This is a genomic window from Methanoregula sp. (assembly GCA_041645435.1).
Taxonomy (GTDB): domain Archaea; phylum Halobacteriota; class Methanomicrobia; order Methanomicrobiales; family Methanospirillaceae; genus Methanoregula.
Map to the genome: position 1 here is coordinate 183,121 of JBAZQB010000001.1, position 21,225 is coordinate 204,345.

At 41.4% G+C, this 21,225-nt stretch carries 17 protein-coding genes and 1 tRNA gene; 9 read left to right on the top strand and 9 right to left on the bottom strand.

Going from position 1 to position 21,225, the window contains the following annotated elements; genetic code table 11:
• Nucleotide 1: 1 nt before the first annotated feature.
• The 6 genes from WC593_00900 to WC593_00925 form a co-directional block, all read right to left on the bottom strand.
• On the bottom strand, nt 2–955 hold the full coding sequence (locus WC593_00900; protein ID MFA4823694.1) for an NAD(P)-dependent oxidoreductase: 954 nt from the start codon (nt 953–955) through the stop codon (nt 2–4).
• A 52-nt stretch (nt 956–1,007) separates the two neighbouring features.
• Entirely contained in the window at nt 1,008–2,555 is a 1,548-nt protein-coding gene (locus WC593_00905) for a radical SAM protein (protein ID MFA4823695.1), read from the bottom strand.
• Entirely contained in the window at nt 2,552–3,112 is a 561-nt protein-coding gene (locus tag WC593_00910; GenBank protein ID MFA4823696.1) for a class I SAM-dependent methyltransferase, read from the bottom strand. The genes WC593_00905 and WC593_00910 overlap by 4 nt, the downstream gene beginning before the upstream one ends.
• Before the next feature lie 158 nt (nt 3,113–3,270).
• On the bottom strand, nt 3,271–4,470 hold the full coding sequence (locus WC593_00915) for an SGNH/GDSL hydrolase family protein (GenBank protein ID MFA4823697.1): 1,200 nt from the start codon (nt 4,468–4,470) through the stop codon (nt 3,271–3,273).
• A 20-nt stretch (nt 4,471–4,490) separates the two neighbouring features.
• Nucleotides 4,491–4,715 carry a hypothetical protein gene (locus tag WC593_00920; protein MFA4823698.1) on the bottom strand — a complete coding sequence of 75 codons (225 nt, stop codon included), beginning with the start codon at nt 4,713–4,715 and terminating at the stop codon, nt 4,491–4,493.
• 37 nt (nt 4,716–4,752) lie between these two features.
• Nucleotides 4,753–6,597: a carbamoyltransferase gene (locus tag WC593_00925; protein ID MFA4823699.1), complete on the bottom strand. Its 1,845-nt coding sequence runs from the start codon at nt 6,595–6,597 to the stop codon at nt 4,753–4,755.
• A gap of 169 nt (nt 6,598–6,766) precedes the next feature.
• On the opposite strand from WC593_00925, the gene WC593_00930 reads away from it, so the two are divergent.
• Nucleotides 6,767–9,415: a hypothetical protein gene (locus WC593_00930; GenBank protein MFA4823700.1), complete on the top strand. Its 2,649-nt coding sequence runs from the start codon at nt 6,767–6,769 to the stop codon at nt 9,413–9,415.
• Between the two features lie 73 nt (nt 9,416–9,488).
• Here WC593_00930 and WC593_00935 read toward each other — a convergent pair whose 3' ends face one another.
• Complete coding sequence (locus WC593_00935; GenBank protein ID MFA4823701.1) at nt 9,489–11,060, bottom strand: radical SAM protein; 1,572 nt, start codon at nt 11,058–11,060, stop codon at nt 9,489–9,491.
• Nucleotides 11,061–11,179: 119 nt separating this feature from the next.
• Nucleotides 11,180–12,712: a radical SAM protein gene (locus WC593_00940; GenBank protein MFA4823702.1), complete on the bottom strand. Its 1,533-nt coding sequence runs from the start codon at nt 12,710–12,712 to the stop codon at nt 11,180–11,182.
• Nucleotides 12,713–12,862: 150 nt separating this feature from the next.
• On the opposite strand from WC593_00940, the gene pseB reads away from it, so the two are divergent.
• From pseB to pseI, 8 genes are read left to right on the top strand one after another with little or no spacing between them, the layout of a single operon-like run.
• Entirely contained in the window at nt 12,863–13,858 is a 996-nt protein-coding gene (gene pseB, locus WC593_00945) for a UDP-N-acetylglucosamine 4,6-dehydratase (inverting) (protein MFA4823703.1), read from the top strand.
• A gap of 11 nt (nt 13,859–13,869) precedes the next feature.
• The gene (pseC, locus tag WC593_00950; protein MFA4823704.1) at nt 13,870–15,024 is read left to right on the top strand and encodes a UDP-4-amino-4,6-dideoxy-N-acetyl-beta-L-altrosamine transaminase; all 1,155 of its coding nucleotides are present in this window, start codon (nt 13,870–13,872) and stop codon (nt 15,022–15,024) included.
• Nucleotides 15,021–15,998, top strand: a complete 978-nt coding sequence (locus WC593_00955) for a Gfo/Idh/MocA family oxidoreductase (GenBank protein ID MFA4823705.1) — start codon at nt 15,021–15,023, stop codon at nt 15,996–15,998. Before pseC ends, WC593_00955 begins: the two co-directional genes overlap by 4 nt.
• Nucleotides 15,999–16,002: 4 nt before the next feature.
• Nucleotides 16,003–16,788, top strand: a complete 786-nt coding sequence (locus WC593_00960) for a glycosyltransferase family protein (protein ID MFA4823706.1) — start codon at nt 16,003–16,005, stop codon at nt 16,786–16,788.
• Nucleotides 16,788–18,104 (top strand): aminotransferase class III-fold pyridoxal phosphate-dependent enzyme, encoded by a 1,317-nt coding sequence (locus WC593_00965; GenBank protein MFA4823707.1) that lies wholly within the window; start codon nt 16,788–16,790, stop codon nt 18,102–18,104. Before WC593_00960 ends, WC593_00965 begins: the two co-directional genes overlap by 1 nt.
• A complete protein-coding gene (gene pseG / locus WC593_00970; protein ID MFA4823708.1) occupies nt 18,101–19,129 on the top strand; it encodes a UDP-2,4-diacetamido-2,4,6-trideoxy-beta-L-altropyranose hydrolase in 1,029 nt (342 codons plus the stop codon). The genes WC593_00965 and pseG overlap by 4 nt, the downstream gene beginning before the upstream one ends.
• Before the next feature lie 12 nt (nt 19,130–19,141).
• On the top strand, nt 19,142–19,918 hold the full coding sequence (locus WC593_00975) for a class I SAM-dependent methyltransferase (protein MFA4823709.1): 777 nt from the start codon (nt 19,142–19,144) through the stop codon (nt 19,916–19,918).
• Nucleotides 19,919–19,931: 13 nt separating this feature from the next.
• The gene (gene pseI / locus WC593_00980) at nt 19,932–20,978 is read left to right on the top strand and encodes a pseudaminic acid synthase (GenBank protein ID MFA4823710.1); all 1,047 of its coding nucleotides are present in this window, start codon (nt 19,932–19,934) and stop codon (nt 20,976–20,978) included.
• A 56-nt stretch (nt 20,979–21,034) separates the two neighbouring features.
• On the opposite strand, the gene WC593_00985 is transcribed toward pseI, so the two are convergent.
• Nucleotides 21,035–21,107 (bottom strand) — tRNA-Thr (locus tag WC593_00985).
• Between the last annotated feature and the right edge of the window lie 118 nt (nt 21,108–21,225).

Here is a 21,225-nt window from a genome sequence, read left to right on the forward strand (position 1 = left end):
TTCAAAGGAATTTCACTCCGCGGTAATAGGCAATTGTCTCTTTAAGACCATCTTCTAGCGAAGTCTTTGCTTTCCAACCCAAAATGTCCTCAGCTTTCTTTACATCCACATAATACTCCATTACTTCGTTTTTCCTGTACGGCTTTTTCCCGATATTGACAAAACCGTTTTTACCAATCAGTTTCTCAATTTTTTCTGCGATATCTGCGATTTTTATCGGAACACTACTTCCAATATTGATTATCTGGCCCTGTGCTTGAGTATTTCTGGAGGCGAGGATTAGCGCTTCAACAAGATCTGTAACATATATAAAATCCCGGGTCTGCTCACCCAGGGTCATTTCAAATGGTTTATCCTCAAGAAGTGATGTTATAAGCGATGGCAAAAACATATCCGTTCCCTGACCCGGACCATATGCCAAAGTAGGACGTATGATAGTAACCGGAAGATCGAAAAGGTCAGAAAACAATTCCCCCATATGTGAGACACATACTTTTGAAAACGAGTACGGTGTGACAGGACACTCCCGGAATTTTTCTGTAAATGGAGGTATCGTATTTCCATATTCTTCTGCAGTACCAAGAGTTACTATTGACTTTACGGAGTTCTCATCGTTTGCCGCAGAAAAAATATTTAACGTTCCCATTAAATTTGTGTCGATTGATGAATAGAATGCCTGAACTGTCTCATTTCTATCCTTGTAAGCTGCGAGATGAAAAATATACTCCGGTTGATACGACTCTATGCATTGCCGGATAGCATGAGTATCCTTAATGTCAACAATGCATTGCCGAACATCTCTTGGGAAATCATTATTATTTCTGCTGATTGTCGCTATGTGACTGCCGTATGCTCGTAATTGATGCAGTAAATGCCTGCCGATAAACCCACTAGCACCGGTGATTAGGACCCTTTTATCCCGGAAGATGATTTCAGAATTATCCATGTTTTCCATCATGTTTTACATTTATGAGGATTAAAATACGTTCTCAATACGTCATTTTCTATTATTGCATAGGTTCTTCCTTTTCAGCTATCTGTTTATTTCGATACATCTGGAGATATTCTACAAATGGAGCCGCAATCATCATCCGGATAAAGGAATACACATACTGGAACCTTCTGGGAGAGCATACGATTTTTTTCCAGTATCTCCTGTCACTTTTCAATACTGATATTTCAAATGGGGTATAAACACCAAATTTGAACTGGAAATAATAGAGGAGTTTTTGTAACGAGACGGAGTGATACGCCATTCGGTAATCATCACTCGGAAGGAGTCGGTTCAGATTTTTATAATCCTCTCTTCCTATTGGTTTTTTTATGTATTTTTCAAAAAACATTGTTCCGGGATAAGGCTGGGTTACACCTACCGACACAAAAGTGGGGTTGATCTCTTTGAGAAGTGTATCTGTCATCAGGATATCTTCTTCGGTTTCTGTAGGTAGATTCAGGAGAATATTTGCAAAAGTACGTATCCTGTATTTCTTACATAACGCAAAGGCTTTGTAAATCTGATCAACGGTAATTCCTTTTCTGATAATTTTTAACAGTTTGGGTGATCCTGTCTCGACACCAAAGTCGAGTTGGAGGCAACCGGAATTTTTCATCAATTCCAATAAATGTTCATTTTTGAAACAACTGCTGTTTACTCTCGTTTCAGCAGCCCAGAGCATTGTGAGACCGCTGTTCCGGTACGCCTCACAAAATTCAGTTACATCGTTTTCAGTGATACCGAACGTGTCATCCATTATATAAAAAAAATCAAAACCGTATTTTTTTTCAAGAATTTCCAGTTCCCTGATAACCATCTCAACGGGTCTTTTTCTTACAAAAGACTGTCCTTCCGGACAGCTATTGGCATTCCACACGGAATTGGCAGCACAAAATCCACATTTAAATGGACATCCTCTTCCAGTATAAATAACAGCACAAGACGCCGGCATTCTGCGGATAATATATTTTGTCGGTTTTGCATATCGGGCTGTATCGATTTTATGATAGGCAGGCATCCCACAATCTTTTAAATCCATTATCTCGCGTTTATCTGTTGTAAAGCATTTGCCGTCATCTAAAAAACTGATGCCATGTATTTTGCTTAATTTTGATCTATCCAAACCATTATCCAAAATCTCTTTAAGGGTGATCTCCCCTTCGCCCATCACTGCAATATCGAACGGGGATCCGGGAAAAATAAAATCATGAGGACATATTGAAGGATGAGCGTTTCCCACGATTATGGCAATCCCTGTCTCCTTTTTAATGATTCCAGCTAGGGAATGTGACTGTTCAAAATCTGTCACAAATGTTGCCAATCCCACAAATCTCGGTTTTGTTCGTTTCAGATAATCGACAACTGCCTTGCTATAGTGATCTTCATCTCGAATAGATTCATTAAAAATCTCACAATTATATCCTTCTTTTTCTAGAAATCCTGCCAAGTATAAAAAATAAAATGGCATATATTCGCTGTTTACATTTGTCGGGGAAACAATGAATGAAATATCACATATGTTCTTGTCGATTTGTGATTCGTGTTCTGTTATATTCTTCATTGGTTATCCTCTGGTTTTATCGTCATGAGATAGAACGTCAGTTGATCTAAAGGGAAGAAATGACTTGCATATTGTTCATAAAACCTTGGATATTTGTTGCAAAAAGGTAAAATAAATCTACTAATCAAACCGTTAATACCTCTTTTTGGAAAATCTTCATTAAATACAATTTTTTTTGTTTCAAAGAGGCTCTCTGAATAATTATATAATGTATGATGGATGTGGTTTGGATCAAAATAACTGAATGAATCTACGGTGAAGTAGTGTTTATGGGTAGGATCAATATATGCATACCGGGATCGAAAATAGGGCACTTTAATAACAATAATTCCGTCTGGCTTACTGATACGGTGAATTTCCTCCATCACGGTTACTACATTTTCAAGATGTTCGATGACATTATCTGCAAATATCTCATCAAATGTTGATTCTGCTAACGGATAGGGGGTTTTATTCAGGTCATGGATGATGTCAGCATCGGTTTTGGGATTGATATCAATTCCAATTGCACCCTGCATTTTTTTGTTTCCACATCCGAGATCGAGTGTTGTTTTCATCGTATCCTGTCCCAGAAATATCAAATTAGACTAAGCTGATCCTTTTAATTCAATATACCTTCCAATCCTTAATAATGAAACGTGGTTATCCTGTCACCCTGTTACCGGTATACCATGCCTCTTTTTAAAACCGGACATCTATGAGTGGGAAAATGTTATTATTTGTTTATTTTTTTCAGATAATCAATAATCGGGAGCGAAATATTTTCAGCAAGCAACCTCATGCCCTCGGGAGAAAAATGAATTGAATCTACAAAATATCGGTCTTCATAAGGAAATAAAACGTTGTTATCTACGAGTGGAATTGCATGTTTTTCGGCAATTTCTTTCATTGCACTATTTTCCAGTAATACTCCTTGATGATATTTGAGATGAATTTTGCTATTTTTTACATCCTCATACATGTAATGACAAAATGTTGATAAAAATACTGCGATTCCATTTGATTGACATAAATTAACAATATGTTCAATATTGCGTTTATACGTCTGGGTCCCTTGAAACTCAGAGTTAATATCAATTTTTCCACGCGATATTGATTCCAGGAGTGTCTGCCTGATATCACCCCCTATCAGATTATTCACAAAAAAATTGTATAATGCTATCGGCAAATCCGGAAAGAATGAAGATATTTGGTAATATGGCCATACCTCCCCCAGGTTTCTTTTTGCATGCGAATAATCGCTTTTAAAACCCGGTGTTAATGAGGGAACCAGATCGTTATACCCATGATATATAACGATTATGTCCGGTCGTGTATCAATCAGGTTCAATGTAAAATCGATTAGTATTTCGGTGCTCGTTCTGCCCCCCACTCCGCAGTTATTTACCTCAATTTTTTTATCTGGAAATTTTTCTTTCAGAATCCTCTCTAGTTCAAGGGGATAACTAAATTTTTCCCCCCCAGAATCAAGATAATTTCCTGTAGTCGAAGCGCCCAGGCAATTGATACGGATGAGATCTTTTGGTTTGGGAATTCCGATGTCCCTATCCCCGTTAGGTCCATTAATATACCCCATATTGTTGGTCACATATCGACCAAAGGTATATCTGTTTTCCCTGTTCAGCGGATATGTTGCCACTGTCGTTCTAGGGGTGGGAAAATTCTTTTTATTGACATATGGGAGATAGGGATGAGGTTCAACAAATATTTCCTTAAAGGGAATTTTCGGTTGAAAAATATATTTGTTTCCGGTTTTTATCCAGTACGCAACCCGAAAGGATATTTCGCATATTATTAATGCAATCGCAAAACCCAATACTGCGATAAGTGGATTGAATGCCATTAACAAAAATATTGGAATTGAAATTATGCCAATTGCAACGATAATGCAAGAAATAAAAATTCTGGAATTCATAATCTGTTCCAAAGATATTGTTACCACATCGGGTACATTGTATCAGGACAATCCGGTTCATCATCTTTTTTCTGATTGTCAGACTTACTCTTTTGTGAAGATATATTAACGTTATCTGGTTTACATCGATATGTTTCCGCGTTTTTATCTATGGTTACTTTACACCGGTTTCTGCCAGAAATTCTTAACAGAAATCCTTTCGGAATACTGTATATGTACACAAATATTGCCAGGATTTTATTCATATTAACTCCTCCAAAAGGGTAATTTTACAAATTGGACCTAATCCAATTCATATTCATTTTTCCAGTTATTATCATCTTTCCAACCTAATTGATCTTTTTTATCCAGCAAAAAGTTTTCCAGTATCAGATAATCCATTTCCGTTCGCATAAAGCATCGATATGCATCTTCCGGGGTACAGACAATCGGCTCTCCCCGGACATTAAAGGATGTGTTGATTAAAACCGGACATTTTGAAATTTTTTCGAACTCTGATAACAACCGATAATATCGTGGATTGGTTTCCTGGCGTACCGTTTGAATTCTTGCAGAGTAATCCACATGTGTTATCGCAGGAATCTGGGACCTTGCAATGTTCAATTTCTCGATTCCGAACAGAGATTTCTGTGCATTTGTCATCGGATAACACAATTGTCTTTTCACAGGAGCAACGAGCAGCATGTACGGACTGGAGCGATCAAGTTCGAAATAATCTGATAATCTCTCTTCGAGAATGGATGGGGCAAATGGCCGGAAAGACTCGCGATATTTGATTTTCAGATTCATCAGTTGCTGCATTTTCTGGTTACGTGGATCTCCCAATATTGATCTTGCCCCTAATGCCCTGGGACCAAATTCCATTCTGCCCTGGAACCACCCGACAACACAACCTTTTGAAAGTAGATCTGCAACTTTTGGAAGTAATGCGGAATCATCCAGATAAGAGTATTTTGCATCGATGGTATCGAGATACGTTTGTATTTCCTTATTTGTAAATGAAGGGCCAAGGTATGCACCATTCATCGAATCGGGTATATTGATCACTCGGGATTTATTCAGGGATAAATGCCAGAATGCTAATGCTGCCCCCACACTGCCCCCGGCATCCCCGGCAGCAGGCTGGATCCAGATGTCTTTGAATAACCCCTCCCGAAGGATCTTTCCGTTTGTTACGCAATTAAGTCCAACTCCTCCTGCTATGCACAGGTAATCCTCATTTGTCTCATTTTTTATCGTTTTCGCCAACCGGAATACTATCTCATTGGTTACTTCCTGAATTGATCGGGCGAGGTCCATTTCTTTTTGTGTTAAATCGGATTCTGGTAATCGTGGCTCCCCTCCAAAAAGAGTATGAAATTTGGAATTTGTCATCCTGAATCCAATAGGATAGTCAAAATAATCCATATTTAAACGAAATGTTCCATCGGCTTTCAGGTCGATTAATGTGGTTAAAATATCATTGACATATTTCGGCTCCCCATAGGGTGCCAGTCCCATTACTTTATACTCGCCAGAGTTCACTTTGAAACCAATATACTGTGTGAATGCAGAATAAAGGAGTCCGATAGAATGAGGAAAGTCAATCTGCCATTGTGGATAGAGCCCATTATCCGAACCCGTCCAGACGCTTGTTGTAGCCCATTCTCCAACACCGTCCAAACAAAGGATTGCGGCTCTCTTAAATGGGCTTGGAAAAAACGCAGATGCTGCGTGAGATAAATGATGCTGTACACTTGAAATTGGGGGAATTCTCTCTCGCTCGAGATTTGATAAAGATAACAGCTCATCCTGTATCAATTTCGAGGTATTGATTTTTCCTCCATACCATATGCCCATAGATTTATAAAATGAGTTAAAACCATGGGGGGTATATGCAAGATAGGTATTGAGCAGACGATTAAATTTCAATTGTGAGTCATCATAAAAGACAATATAATTTACATTACTCAGCTGAATTTGACCTTCTTTTAAACAATATTTTATTGAATTTGCCGGAAAACGGTGATCACCTTTCTTTCTTGAAAACCGCTCTTCTTGAGCCGCAGCAATTATTTTACCGTCTTTAATTAAACATGCGGCACTATCATGATAATATGCAGAAATACCGAGAATGTATATTGACAAATATCAACCCTCTGTAAGTACATTATGACTAAAATGACATAAGCGTGTCTGCAAAAAACAGCATGATGCCACTAGGGGGGTCAGATGACTTCAATAATAAAGATATAATAAAAATCAACCTTTAAACAATCATCAAGTATTTTTAGACCCATGAACATATTTTTACGATATGCAAGATCCTTCCGGATTCATTCTTTTCGATGATAAATTTTTTAATCTGATTCATGATGAAATTAAATCGTATAGTATCCATTTTCATTCGGTTTTTGTTCCAAGACTCTGCCAGACAAAATCACTCGATTCAATCAATATATTAATGGATAAAAAATTTCAAGATCTTTTTCTGAGACTTAATATAAAAAACAGTGAAAAGATCAATGTTTTCTTTGTGGATGATGCCGATTTTTTTTCAACAATCCTTCAAATTGCAAAAACAAAATCCATTGAAAAAATTGTGTTAATTAACCCTGAAAATCTCCTAATATCAGCAAAAGAAATTGATACCCTGGTTTCCCTTCATAATAAACTCAACCGGTTTTACTCTTTTAATCACAAAAACTATAAAAAAAATATGTACGCAACTGGCATCGGGGCGGAAATTATTGATACCTCTTTTTTGGAACAATTTAAAAAAACCCATTCTGATTTGAAAAATCGACAGGATTTTTTTGATGCAAAATTGACAGAATATGATTCAGGTGTCATTAATGTTGAACCTGAACGAGCGGCTCCTGATATTGATCTCTCCTTCCAATCGATAGAAAAGTATCATGAAATTTCAAAAATAATCCAAATTCTAAAAGATTCCATACCTGATATGAAGTGGTCAATTGACTCAATTTTTAAGGTATACCGAAATTATTATTCCCTAAAAACAAGTGTTCTCGTTGAAAATGTTGCAGGGGTTGAATCTGCATTAGAATGGGTAAAAAAGGCGGGAGGAATTGTTCAATTTGTTTCACTCCATCCTTATTCTACGTATGCATTAGAGCGATTGAATGTCCCCTATAAAACGAAGGATGATTTTTACGATGCGGAAGAATTCACCCGGTTCGGGATGGAGAATTTTGACCACACCCATACATTATGCGGGATTATTGATCGCTCTTTTACCGAACGGTTTGGTACGAAAACGATCCGGCCTGGAGAGGACAATTTTTTAAATATTAAAATTCTGCTTGATGTGCTTTTCATTCATACGAGAACCCTTCAAAAAATTATCGAGTCCGAAAAACCGGATTCTCTGATAATTTTTGCTGCTGCCGGGAAGGGAATAGATTATTTCCATCCAATAAACAACGAAGAATCCGTTTATGCTGAAATCCTGGAATCCGGAGACTGGGGTATTCCGATCCATATCAAATATCTTGGGGAACATCAGCTCCCAGATCATTTTTTTCACTCTAATTTCGTTCAGCGGATAATATCAAGAGGGATTCAATCATTTCTTTCACAGGCCCTTGTGATAAATACGGGTCTGACCTATAAAAAACGCGGTCTTTTCGCCGCAATCAAAATGATATTTTCTACAATTATACGTCATGCTGATCGTTCTCTTTTGATTTATGGCAGCGGCTATAACTGGGATGAGTGTCTCCCAGAGCTGAATGAAACCGTACGCTCTAATATCTTGCGCTTGGATGGCACTGTAATAAAAAAAAGTGTCCTTTCTCATAACAACTATGGACTTTCACAAGAATATACTTCAAACATCTCGGAATCAATACAAAAGTATTATGATACCAATTTAACATTATCATATTCTATAAACCTCTCAACTGTTGTCTTGAGCCGGTTGACCCGTTTTATCTGCAAATCTATTGAAGAATGCAACGCCGGCTATTTTTTCGTCCAAAAATACATACACGATCATCAAATACAGTGCCTCCTTATCTCGGTTCATCCGACTGCCTTGGATAATACAGTAGTCCGGGCAACGCGTGACATGCACATTCCCGTTATATCCTGGCAGCACGGCGGTGCAGGTTATACCTATCTTCCAATTATGCCTCATATTGAATTTGCGGGTTCCGATCTGCATCTTGTTTTTGGCGATGGTGTTGCCAGGAGCTATGAAGATACCTGTAAAAAATATGCACGTGCTTCATGCCCGCCGTTTCGACCCGTAGGATCTGCATCCGTGGATAGGTGGCTCATTCAAAACATGAAAGCCGCAAAAAAAACAATTACGCGTTCTCCTAAAAAAAATAGAGTATTATTTGTCACAACATCTTATCTGCAAAACTATCTGGGAGTATATACCCGCCAGAACCAAAGATCGTGGGATGAGCATATCTGGTCCGTACAAAAAGAACTTCTCATATTATCCTCAGCATTTCCAGATTATGAATTCACTATCAAATTACATCCATCCCACCGGTCCAAACAACCCCTCCGGATGTTCAGTGAGGATCATGATATAAAAAATGTCAGACTAATTACCCACGAAAAACCGTTGTCAGACCTGATCGATGAATCCGATATTCTTATTTTTGACCTTATCTCAACTGGAATTCTGGAGGCTCTGGCCACAACAAAAGATCTCTATGTGTATTCAGGCGTATCGCCTGTCGATGAATATCCATTATACCTTCTGAAAAAGCGTGCATATGTCACTGATGTCCTTGATGATTTTATCCAGCATTTAGCAACCCGTTTACGCGATGATGATGTAACTTCGGATCGTATTGACAATCAGAATACCGAATTCCTTGAGCAGTTTGGAGTATATAAAATGGACCATAACTGCAATAATCGTGCTTCTGAGGAGGTCAGAAAAATATTACAGATCAATAAAAATACGGTGTACCTGGAATAGGGCGTTTCAATCACGGTATACTACTTTGTCAGTTCAGGAAATTTTGTCGATTGGGGTTGGTTTACATAAGACGCTAATATATACCTCGTAATTTTAACCGGGTGTTATCGAGTGAATTTTGAATACATCCATAAATCCCTGAATACACACTGTTGATTGAATTTACGATTGAATTGTCCCGGTACCGATAAAAGATTGTTTTATTGATAAATTCATTCAATGCACCAATCTTCGGCTGCATATATTCGATCCCCAGAGCAATGATATTGATGTTCTGTCTCTTCTCCCGGGCATATTGTTTATTGATGAGGGAATACATCGCCATTACTTCGGGCTCGGTCATAGATGAGAGATTGAATATCTGGGCCCATTTGTTTTTCTCTGTAATTTTAGCGAAATACCTATCAAAAAAATCCTCATGGTTCTGGATTAATCCTTGTTTAAATAATAGATTATATAATTCCGATCCAGGGAATGGGGTAGTTATCATAAAATGATACGTCAGGTTCGGGTTATTGCGTACTGATCGCTGCATTAAGAGAATTGACGCTTCAACATCTTCTTTGGTCTCGGTATACTGGCCTACCATGATCGAGAGGTTGACCAGTATCCCCGCTTTCTTAAGCCGATCTAACTGATTGAGAATATTTTCGGATGTTGTATTCTTACCGATAATTTTCAGCATCCGATTCGATCCCGATTCGACCCCCAAACTTATCACCCGGCATCCGGAATCTTTCAGTTCTTTTAATAGCGCATCCTCCATTCTCGTGAGAATATCAAATCGCGTTGAAACTTTATAGGAAATTTTTTTATTCCATGTTTTCATCACATTGACCAATTGCCATGCTCTCTGAGGTGTTGCCAACACTAGATCATCAGAGAAATCAATCATATTGCCGTCAAATCGATCCAAGGCTTCTTTTGCTTCTGCCATAATAATTGAGATCGGACGATATCGCGGTTTACTATGATGGTAGCAGAAATTGCATCTGAACGGACAACCCCGTCCCCCATGAACGGTAATTATGCGGTCATTATACCGGTAGAAGGGAAGGGGGTAATGTTCTGCATGCCATTTTCCGATTGTTATCCAGTCTTCTGGAAACAGCTCGTACGGAATTGGTGGAAGACTGGACAGGTCGCTTATAAAATCCCCTTCACCGGTTAAAACAACGCCTTCACCAGTATTCACTGCAAGTCCTTTTACTGATAAGATATCTTTTTCTTCTCTGATTGCCCGTACAAGTTCGTAGAGGATGATTTCTCCCTCGCCAATGACACCGATATCAGCCCGGGTAATTCTCACCGCAAATTCCGGTATCGGTGTGACCATCTGTCCCCCAATGACAATAGGGACAGTACATCCAGAATTTTTTAAAAGTCCGATTATTCGTTTAATATCGTCCAATTCAGGATATAAACTCCCCAACGCGATGAGAACTGGATTTAATTTTTTGATTTCCTGAACCAATTCTGGAAACCGATGAGGATCTGAAGGCCTGAATAAAATGGTTACCTCTTCACCCTGCGCTTTAAGATATCCCGCCAGATATGCAAAAGAGAAGGGGACGGAAAACTGGATGGTCTGGCTTATTAACACAACCGGCCCATTTCGATTGATCTCATTTATCGGAAATATCATAATTAGCGGATATGATCTGCCGGATTCTTATTTGAGCCTTTCCAGATATCCTTCTGATTATTCTACGATTTGTTATGAGACGTTGTTTATGTAATCGAGGAAATCGAAACTCTCCCATTTCATCTAGGATCGCTGGACAATCGCACGGTTTCTCGTGAATTCAATTCGAATGGGATCGTGTCTTTTTTATAACGGGGAATTATTTGGGACAAACAGCGTCTTGCAAAGAAATATGAATTATAAATTATTGGAACAATCCCGTGTTTGAGAATACGATTTTTATATCCCATTCTGTACGTTTTATCGGCAGCTTTTTGATTTTCCTGAAAAGAGTTCTGGACCATGATATACATCATTTTAATAATTATATCCGGATAAGGTGTAAAATTTATACTCAATATGCTTGCATCTCGGTTGGAAATCATCAATAAATATGATTCAACATCATTAATGCGCCCTTGTTCCCTGCACCATCGGAACAAGCGAGAGCCTGGATATGGTGTGGTAAAAAACATGCCTCCTTCAACGATGCCTGCGCTCTTAATTGCAGAAATAGTATTCTTTATGGAATCCGAAGTCTCCCCGGGACTGCCAACCATGAAAGAACATAGTGGTATAATATTCGTTTCTTTGATTAATTTGAATGCATTCACATTTGTATTCGGGATCATACGTTTCCCAAGGATTTTCAAGATGGCAATATCTCCCGATTCAAATCCATAAAGTAGTGCATAGCAATTTGATCGTTCCAAGATGCGAAGTAAATCGCGTGTGACATAATCTGCTCGTGTTGAGCAGGAAAAATATGCATCAGGGAAACGTGTGTTCATCGCTACAACCAGTTCCCTGACTTGATCGAGTTTGTACAAGAACAAGTCTTCTCCAAATGCAAAGATGCGAACCCCAAATTGTTCATAAAGAATCTGTACATTAGCCATTACGTATTCGATAGAATGAACATGAAAACCCTTATAATCAAATTCGTGCACACAAAAGGTACACCTGTCTGTACACCCACGTGCGCCGATCACACTAAAGCTTCGCATAGGGGGGACAGGTTTTCCCGTTTTGATCAAATATTGATTTAGTGTGGGATTTGTTTTATCGACGGTAATGTAATATTCCATATCAATGAGATCATACGACGGATGAGGTACATCGTCAATGTTCTCAAAGAAAACCGTTCCCGGGTTGGTTTGAATCGCCCCTTCTTTTAGGTAAGATAACCCGGGGATATCGGTGATTTCCCGTTTTCCCTCCAAAAATTCAACTAAATATACAATCTTCTTCTCACCATATCCGACGATTGTATAATCACATCCCACGCTTTTAAGCAGCAACTCTGTATTTTCAAGGGAGATGTGGCCTCCAATTACAATCGGAATTGACGGGAAAGCAAGTTTTAGATCATGCGTCAACCCGTGGATAAATTTGTAGGCTGTGATAATACCGCTGATAGCGATTAAATCCGGTTGAAAAATATTTAAATCATCGATTGTAGTTTTATTGGATTGTCGTGTTTTTGCGATGTCGAGGATCTTGACAATGTGACCTTTTTTACGTAAACAGGGTGCCAGATACATTATGCCAAGGGGGGGAACTGTATTCGGTACGGAAGTCCGTGTTGGCGTACTCAGTAGAGCAATCTTCATTGAAACTTTATTTGCTTTTAACGATTTTATACATTCGTAATTATTGAATGAGGCAGTCCAACAATTGACATGATTCATTGGAAGGACTCCTTTCATTGCAAACCCGAGTCCCCAATGCATAAAATGGGATGAGTGATAATATTATACCATATGTCCTCATGTTTTGACGGAAAAACGATACTTGTCACCGGTGGCACAGGATCGTTTGGACAAAAATTTACAGAAATACTGCTAAGGGAATGTTCCCCAAAAAGTATCCGCATTTATTCCCGTGGTGAATTGATGCAGATGCAGATGAGCCAGATATTTACCGATCCCCGGATGAGTTATTTAATCGGGGATGTAAGGGACAAAAACCGCTTATATCGAGCAATGCGAGGAGTGGACATTGTCGTGCACGCAGCAGCGATGAAACAGGTTCCCGCTTGTGAATACAATCCGATTGAGGCGGTCAAAACAAATATTGATGGAACAATCAATCTCATTGACGCTGCTATTGACAATAATGTAAATAAAGTAATGCTAATCAGTACTGATAAAGCAGTCCATCCGGTCAATCTTTACGGCGCGACAAAGATGGTTGCTGAAAAGCTGGGTATTCAGGGAAATTCGTATTCTGGTGGAAAAACACCTTGGTTCAGCTGTGTCCGTTATGGAAATGTGATCGGTAGCCGCGGAAGTGTTATCCCCTTATTTAAGGAACAGCAGAAAAAGGGAGTCATTACCATAACTGATGAAAAGATGACCCGATTCTGGATCTCGCTTGATCAAGGTGTTCGTTTTGTAATGAACTCGATCGAAATAATGAAGGGTGGTGAGATTTTTATCCCAAAAATTCCGAGCATGCGTTTGACCGATCTAGCAGATGCAATTGCACCAAATATCAAAAAAGAATATATGGGAATTAGGGCAGGAGAGAAACTTCATGAAGTGTTGCTGACAGAAGATGAAGCCCGTCATGCAAAAGAATATGACTATGGTTTTGTTATTGAACCGGAACATCGATTCTGGAGCAAGAATAACGGCGGTGGGGGCAAAGCATTGCCTGAAGGTTTCAGGTATGCAAGTGATTCAAATACCATATGGCTGAGTAATGAAGACTTGAAAAAGATTATTGCCGTGGATGAAGTGACGAAAAAAGAATAGTTACGGTTTTTATGAATTCGATTCCTTATGGGCGTCAATCAATCGATGACGAGGATATCCATGCAGTTATTGATGTTCTCCACAGTGACTGGCTGACTACAGGACCGAAAGTCGATGAATTCGAGCGTTCGATCTGTAACTATAGCGGTTGTCAGCACGCAGTTGCAGTGAATAGTGGGACCAGTGCACTCGATATCGCGGTTCAATCACTCGAACTTCCAAAAGGGACTGAAGTGATCACAACTCCTTTCACCTTTGCAGCTACAAGTAATGCACTTCTCTATAATGGCCTGGTCCCGGTGTATGCTGATATAACTGGAGATACCCGTAATATTGACCCGGTGGATGTCCGGAAGAAAATCACAAAGAAGACGGGAGCGATCATTTTTGTTGATTTTGCCGGCCATCCCTGCGACATTGCCGAACTACGGGAGATCAGTTATGATAATAATCTCCTGATGATTGAGGATGCCTGCCATGCACTGGGTGCGGGATACCGGGGAAAGAAGATCGGAACTCTTGCCGACATGACCATTTTATCGTTTCACCCGGTTAAATTGATCACAACCGGTGAAGGTGGAATGGTAACAACCAATGATTCCAGTCGGGCTGATACATTGCGGCTTCTCCGCTCACATGGGATTGACAAGACCGCGCATCAACTCTCTGAAACCGGTGCATCCTGGGCATATGATATGGTAACTCTTGGGAGAAATTACCGGATAACGGATATTCAGGCAGCGCTTGGAATATCCCAGGTTAAAAAAATCGACGCGTTTGTACAAAAAAGAACCTACCTGTCCCGGCTTTACCAGGAGCTGCTGCAGGATATTCCCCAGATCGAAATTCCCCTTACTAGGAATGATGTGACCCACGCCTGGCACTTGTACACCGTTCTCCTTTCTGGTGTAAAACGGGATGCTGTCTACTCCTACCTCAAATCACATAATATCGGTGTTAATCTTCACTATATTCCGACATATCATTTTAGTTATTACCGGAAGAACCATCCCCAAAATCACAATCTATACCCGGTGACTGAAGATATATTCCGGCGTATCCTTACTTTGCCTTTATACCCGGGATTGCGCGAAGAAGATGTTGTGTTTATCGTTGAAACGCTGAAAAATGCAGTGCAACAGATCTCCTCCTCAGGACGAGTATGACCGAAAAATGTTCAGATCCTGAATCGCGAAAAAAGATTATTGTTGTTGGTGCAGGGTCCATCGGACAGCGGCATGCTGCAAACCTCGTAAAACTCGGTGCGGATATCAGTGTGACCGATGTCAATCTGGCGCTACTCAAGACGTCCTGTGCCAATAATTCCTGGAACCCCGTGGTGGATTTGGATGCCGCCTTGGATAAAGATGAGTTCGATGCGGCAATTATCTGCACGCCGAACCACCTTCATATTCCATCCGCGCAAAAAGCCGTTGACGCAGGATTGCACGTATTCATAGAAAAACCGATGTCCCATAACCGTCAGGGTGTGGATAAACTTCTCAACGATGTAAAGAAAAAAAGTCTTATCGGCATGGGAGGTTTTATGCTACGGTACGAACCGGGCCTGCTCTATCTTAAAAAAAACCTGTCTCCTGAAAATGTTGCATTTGCCCAGATAGAAAGCGGTTCACATATGCCAACCTGGAGACCCGGAACCAATTACCGTATGACGTATAGTGCGAACCGTTCTATGGGTGGGGGAATTATCCTTGACGATGTCCACGAGATCGACTATGCCTGCTGGCTTTTTGGGGATCCTGCAAACGTCCGGTGCTCTTACGGGACCTACAGCAATTTTCAGATCGATGTCGAGGATACTGCTGAGTTTCAGTTTCGGTATCCCGATAAAATCGTGACAATCCATTCGGATTATCTCCAGCGTCGGTACTGCAGACGGTGCAAAATCTGCCTTAAAGACGGTAATACTATAGAATGGGTCTTTGGCAAGCATGTAATCACGTATACCGATGATACTGAAAAAAAATTCGCGTATGCGGATACTTTTACCGTTAATGACCTGTACGTAGCCGAGATGCAGGAATTTCTTAAGTGCCTCACACTGAATAGAAATCCCGAATCCTCTCTTGAAAATGCGGCGAAAATTCTTGACATTGCATTAACCGCAAAAGGGGAATGAGATCTTGGTCACCGCAGTCATCATCCAGGCCCGGATGGGTTCCACGAGGCTTCCTGGAAAGGTGATCAAGGATATCAGCGGTAAACCCGTTCTCTGGCACGTAATACACCGCGTACAGCATGCATCGTTACCGGATGCCATCCTAGTCGCGACGACAACGAATCCGGAAGACGACGTGATCGAATCATTATGCCACGAATGGAATATTCTGGTCTTTCGCGGGGATGCAAATGATGTTCTCAGAAGATATTGTGATTCCGTGGAATTTCTCGAAAAAACCTTCGGCAACATAGATTCTATTGTCAGGATTACCGCGGATTGTCCATTGATCGATCCCCAAGTTATCGATATGGCTGTTGCTTTGATGCATTCCGGCAGTTATGACTATGTATCCAACACAGATCCCCCCACATTTCCTGACGGACTCGATGTTGAAGTGATCGCCCGTGATATCCTGTTTGCTGCTCATGAAAAAGCTACGCTTCTCTCGGAACGTGAACATGTGACTCCGTTTATCCGGAAAGATCCCTTCGTAAGAAAGACCAATATCCGGAACCCGACTGATCTTTCTGCACTAAGATGGACTCTCGATAATCCGGAAGATTATGCCTTCATTAAACAGATCTACCTATGCCTTTACAACCCATCAGGAATTTTTCTAATGACCGATATCCTTAATTTGCTGGCACAGAAACCGGAACTGGAAAAAATCAACTCTCACATTAAGAGAAATGAAGGATACGAAAAATCCCTTTCCCGGGAATCGGTAATTCGAGGTGACTTATCTTGATGAAAACAAATTCTGGTGCCGACTTGTGGCGGAAAGCAAAAAAGATTATTCCCGGCGGAAGCCAGCTTCTCTCCAAACGGAGTGAACAGTTCCTTCCCGATTACTGGCCTTCCTATTACCGTAAGGCTAAAGGAGCCGATGTATGGGATATGGACAATAATCATTACCTCGATATGTCGATCATGGGTATTGGGGCATGTCCTCTCGGTTATGCGGACCCTGATGTTGACACTGCAGTGAAAGCCCGGATCGATAACGGATCCATGTGCACTCTGAACTCGCCCGAAGAAGTCGAACTTGCTGAAAAATTAATCCACCTGCATCCGTGGGCCGGGCAGGTCCGGTATGCCCGGTGCGGCGGAGAGGCCATGGCAATTGCGGTAAGGATAGCACGGGCACATACAAAGAAGGATATCGTTGCATTCTGCGGGTATCACGGGTGGCATGACTGGTACCTTGCGGCAAACCTTGCTGATGACCAGCATCTTGACGGTCATCTCCTTCCGGGTCTTGCACCCGCCGGGGTTCCACGGGGCCTGACCGGTACATCCGTACCTTTTCAGTATAATCATCCAGAGGAACTCGAGGCCATTGCCGGTAAACACGAAGGAAAACTCGCTGCGATTATCATGGAACCTATCCGGGATCACAAACCCACACCGGTTTTTATTCAGGCAGTACAGAATATCGCCCGGCAGAACGAAGCGGTGCTCATAGTTGATGAGGTTTCTTCCGGTTTTCGTCTCAGAACGGGAGGAGCTCATCCGCTATATGGAATAAATCCTGATATTGCGGTATTTGCAAAGGCAATGAGTAATGGTTATCCTATGGCAGCGATTATCGGAAAGGAAGAAACGATGCAGTCGTCTCAGGATACCTTCATCAGCAGTACGTACTGGACTGAAGGAATTGGACCCGTTGCTGCACTTGCTACGATTGAAAAATATGAGCAGTGCAATGTTCCGGAACATCTCGTAAAAACGGGAACTGCCGTGCAGGAAGGATGGCAACTTGCTGCTGAAGACAAGCAGATCGATATAGATATCGGAGGAATTCCTCCACTCAGTCATTTTTCAGCGAAAGGAGAGACCGGGCCTCTGGTGCAGACCCTGTATACACAAATGATGCTCGATAAAGGATTCCTTGCCGGAAAATCATTCTATGCCTCGTATGCACACCAGAAAGAGCATGTCCAGCGGTATCTAAAAGCAACCGATGAGGTATTTGAGATGATTTCAAGTGGTCTTGACAATGGTAATCTTGGCAAGATGCTTAAAGGGCCCGTTGCAAAACCGGGTTTTCACCGCCTTACATGATGCCGCTTGTCATTCGTGCCGACGCAAGCCCGGAGATTGGAACCGGACATGTTATGCGGTGTCTTGCCCTTGCAGAGGCATGGCAGGATAATGGTGGGGATGTTGTCTTTGTCTCTACATTTGATTCTCCTGCCTTGGGGGCACGCATGAAAAATGAAGGGATCAAGATCATCCACATAAGCCCGGTGGCAGGATCATCAGGTGATGCAGATGAAACGGCGCGGATCGCCTTTTCTATTGGTGCAAAGTGGATTGTAGTCGACGGCTATTCATTTGATGCGGATTACCAGAAACGAATCAAAGATTCTGGATTATCTCTCCTTTTTCTTGACGATTACGGGCATGCAGATCATTACTACGCGGACATTGTCCTCAATCAGAATATGTCTGCCTGCATGTCCTTATACGGGCAGCATGAACCATACACCCGGTTCGCTCTTGGAACGAGATATGCCCTTTTAAGAAAGGAATTCTTGGTATGGTCCGGCTGGCGTCGGGATCATAAGGAAGTTGCCCGAAAGATTCTCATTACACTCGGGGGAAGTGATCCGGCGAATGTCACTCTCAAAGTTATTGAAGCCGTAAAAGAAATCGATGTGAGTGATCTCGAAGTTACCGTGGTTGTAGGGGGTGCAAACCAGAATTTCGACCGGCTTTGCGAAGCGGTGAATGATCAAGCCGGCTTCAGACTGATAAAAAATGCCGAGAATATGCCTGAACTGATGGCTTGGGCGGATATTGCGATTTCCGCAGGAGGAAGTACGTGCTGGGAACTCGCTTTCATGGGGCTACCGTCCTGCATTATTGCTCTAGCAGAAAATCAGCGCAAATCTTCAGAGTCCCTGTTTGCAGGCAAAATTACCGAATATGCCGGATGGTTCGAAGATGTAACTCATGAGGATCTGGTCTTGAAGATAACTGCACTACTGTTCGATAAGAAGAACCGGTCTATCCTGTGCCATAACGCCCGGCTGCTGACAGACGGAAATGGGGCACGAAAAATTATTCAACAGATGAATGCGTAAAAAGTAATTGAAATGAGTAACGACAAAAATATGGATATAAGAAATTTCTGGAACACTCAGGCAGATCGCGGTTTATGGGCGGGAAGCCGGGATCTCATTGCAAAAGAACTCGAGATCAAGGCGATTATTTCTTATATTACTGATGGGATGGATATTTTGGATTTCGGATGCGGAAATGGAATTACTGCCATGGAGCTGGCAAGGAGATTCAACAGCCGCGTTTCTGGAATAGATTTTGCAGAAGAGATGATACAATCTGCAAAAAAACTCTCAAAGGATATTACTTTCAAAGGGTCGGTGAATTTTCAGACCGGTGATATCCAGAACCTGAAGTTTCACAGCCACAAATATGATATCATTTACACAGAAAGGATGATTATCAATCTGCCCAATTGGGAGGCACAAAAAGAAGCAATTAGTCTGATTCTCTCTCTGCTGAAACCCGGTGGGAGATATTTGATGTGTGAAAACAGCCAAGATGGTCTTGATAAGATAAACCAGTACCGGAAGGAGATATTGTTGCCGGAAATTACTCCCCCATGGCATAACCGGTATATCAGGGATGATGAGATCAACAATTTCAACCCTCTTGATATCACCTTGGAAAAAATTGATTATTACAGTTCTACTTATTATTTCCTAAGCCGCATTATCAATGCATGGCTCGCACAACAGGAAAAGAAAGATCCCGATTATGACTCTCAAATAAACCGGTTGGCGCTTAGTCTCCCGTCATACGGCGATATTGGCCAGGGTAGAATCTGGATTTGGCGCAAACTTTTGGAATAAAAGGATTACATCGATGGATTTCTCCATAAATGCAAAAAGGATTGGCCATGGACATCGTGTGTATATCATCGCCGAGCTTTCTGCCAACCACAACCAGGACTTCAATGAAGCGGTGAAGCTGATCTATGCTGCAAAAGAAGCAGGTGCCGATGCAGTAAAAATCCAGACCTATACACCGGATACCCTGACGATCGAGTGCAACAATGAATATTTCCGGATCGGTAAAGGGACCCAGTGGGAAGGAAAAAATCTGCATGACCTGTACGGTGAAGCCTATACTCCCTGGGAATGGCAACCAAAACTCCAGAAAATTGCACTAGCGGCAGGTCTCCATTTTTTCTCCACACCTTTCGATCCCTCTTCCGTTGACTTCCTCCAGCAGATGGATGTCCCGGTATACAAAATTGCTTCTTTTGAGATTGTCGATATCCCGCTTATACAGAGGATTGCCCGGGTAGGTAAGCCGATCATCATGTCAACCGGTATGGCATCACTTGAAGAAATTGAAGAAGCGGTTGAAGCCATCCGGCATGAGGGTAATGATCAGATAGCACTCCTGAAATGCACAAGTGCATACCCCGCCCTCCCGGATGACATGAATCTGAAGACCATTCCTGATATGGCAGCAAAATTTAATGTACCTGCAGGGATCTCCGATCACACTTTGGGTACTACGATTCCCATCGCAGCCGTTGCTCTCGGGGCTTGCATTGTGGAGAAACACTTCACCCTGTCACGGAATACCCCCGGGCCTGACAGCAGTTTCTCGCTCGAGCCACAGGAATTCAAAACAATGGTTGATTCAATCCGTGTGATCGAGAGAGCATTAGGCAGTATAACTTATACCGCGACCGAACACGAAATTGCAAGCAGGGTTTTCCGGAGATCATTGTTTGTAGTTGAAGATATTGCAGAGGGGGAAGTGTTTACCCAGAAGAATATACGATCCATTCGTCCAGGATACGGGCTCTTGCCAAAACATCTTCATAATATTCTTGGAAGACGAGCGAAAAAGAGTATTTGTAGGGGAACTCCGTTGCACTGGGATCTCATACAGTAATTCACTCTTTTTTCGGAGTGAATTTTTTTTAAAATTTTTGTAATGAGATTAAAAAAAGCCTCAGCCGTGATTTGAACACGGGACCTGCTGATTACAAGTCAGCCGCTCTGCCAACTAAGCCACTGAGGCGCCATATACTATAGGAATTAACTGGTAAAAAAGATGGTGCTGATTGCGAATCGTTTACGTATGGAATTGATGAACCATTCTGGCGGAATTTTGTCTTATGGTGGGTCTCACATGATGA

What these genes read in the sequence shown, in the direction of transcription:
- WC593_00935 (MFA4823701.1), bottom strand. Translation starts at nt 11,060, where the DNA reads ATGATATTTCCGATAAATGAGATCAATCGAAATGGGCCGGTTGTGTTA.
- pseB (MFA4823703.1), top strand. Translation starts at nt 12,863, where the DNA reads ATGTCCTCATGTTTTGACGGAAAAACGATACTTGTCACCGGTGGCACA.
- WC593_00915 (MFA4823697.1), bottom strand. Translation starts at nt 4,470, where the DNA reads ATGAATTCCAGAATTTTTATTTCTTGCATTATCGTTGCAATTGGCATA.
- WC593_00910 (MFA4823696.1), bottom strand. Translation starts at nt 3,112, where the DNA reads ATGAAAACAACACTCGATCTCGGATGTGGAAACAAAAAAATGCAGGGT.
- pseI (MFA4823710.1), top strand. Translation starts at nt 19,932, where the DNA reads ATGGATTTCTCCATAAATGCAAAAAGGATTGGCCATGGACATCGTGTG.
- WC593_00920 (MFA4823698.1), bottom strand. Translation starts at nt 4,715, where the DNA reads ATGAATAAAATCCTGGCAATATTTGTGTACATATACAGTATTCCGAAA.
- WC593_00900 (MFA4823694.1), bottom strand. Translation starts at nt 955, where the DNA reads ATGGAAAACATGGATAATTCTGAAATCATCTTCCGGGATAAAAGGGTC.
- WC593_00940 (MFA4823702.1), bottom strand. Translation starts at nt 12,712, where the DNA reads ATGAAGATTGCTCTACTGAGTACGCCAACACGGACTTCCGTACCGAAT.
- pseG (MFA4823708.1), top strand. Translation starts at nt 18,101, where the DNA reads ATGATGCCGCTTGTCATTCGTGCCGACGCAAGCCCGGAGATTGGAACC.
- WC593_00955 (MFA4823705.1), top strand. Translation starts at nt 15,021, where the DNA reads ATGACCGAAAAATGTTCAGATCCTGAATCGCGAAAAAAGATTATTGTT.
- pseC (MFA4823704.1), top strand. Translation starts at nt 13,870, where the DNA reads ATGAATTCGATTCCTTATGGGCGTCAATCAATCGATGACGAGGATATC.
- WC593_00975 (MFA4823709.1), top strand. Translation starts at nt 19,142, where the DNA reads ATGAGTAACGACAAAAATATGGATATAAGAAATTTCTGGAACACTCAG.
- WC593_00905 (MFA4823695.1), bottom strand. Translation starts at nt 2,555, where the DNA reads ATGAAGAATATAACAGAACACGAATCACAAATCGACAAGAACATATGT.
- WC593_00965 (MFA4823707.1), top strand. Translation starts at nt 16,788, where the DNA reads ATGAAAACAAATTCTGGTGCCGACTTGTGGCGGAAAGCAAAAAAGATT.
- WC593_00930 (MFA4823700.1), top strand. Translation starts at nt 6,767, where the DNA reads ATGCAAGATCCTTCCGGATTCATTCTTTTCGATGATAAATTTTTTAAT.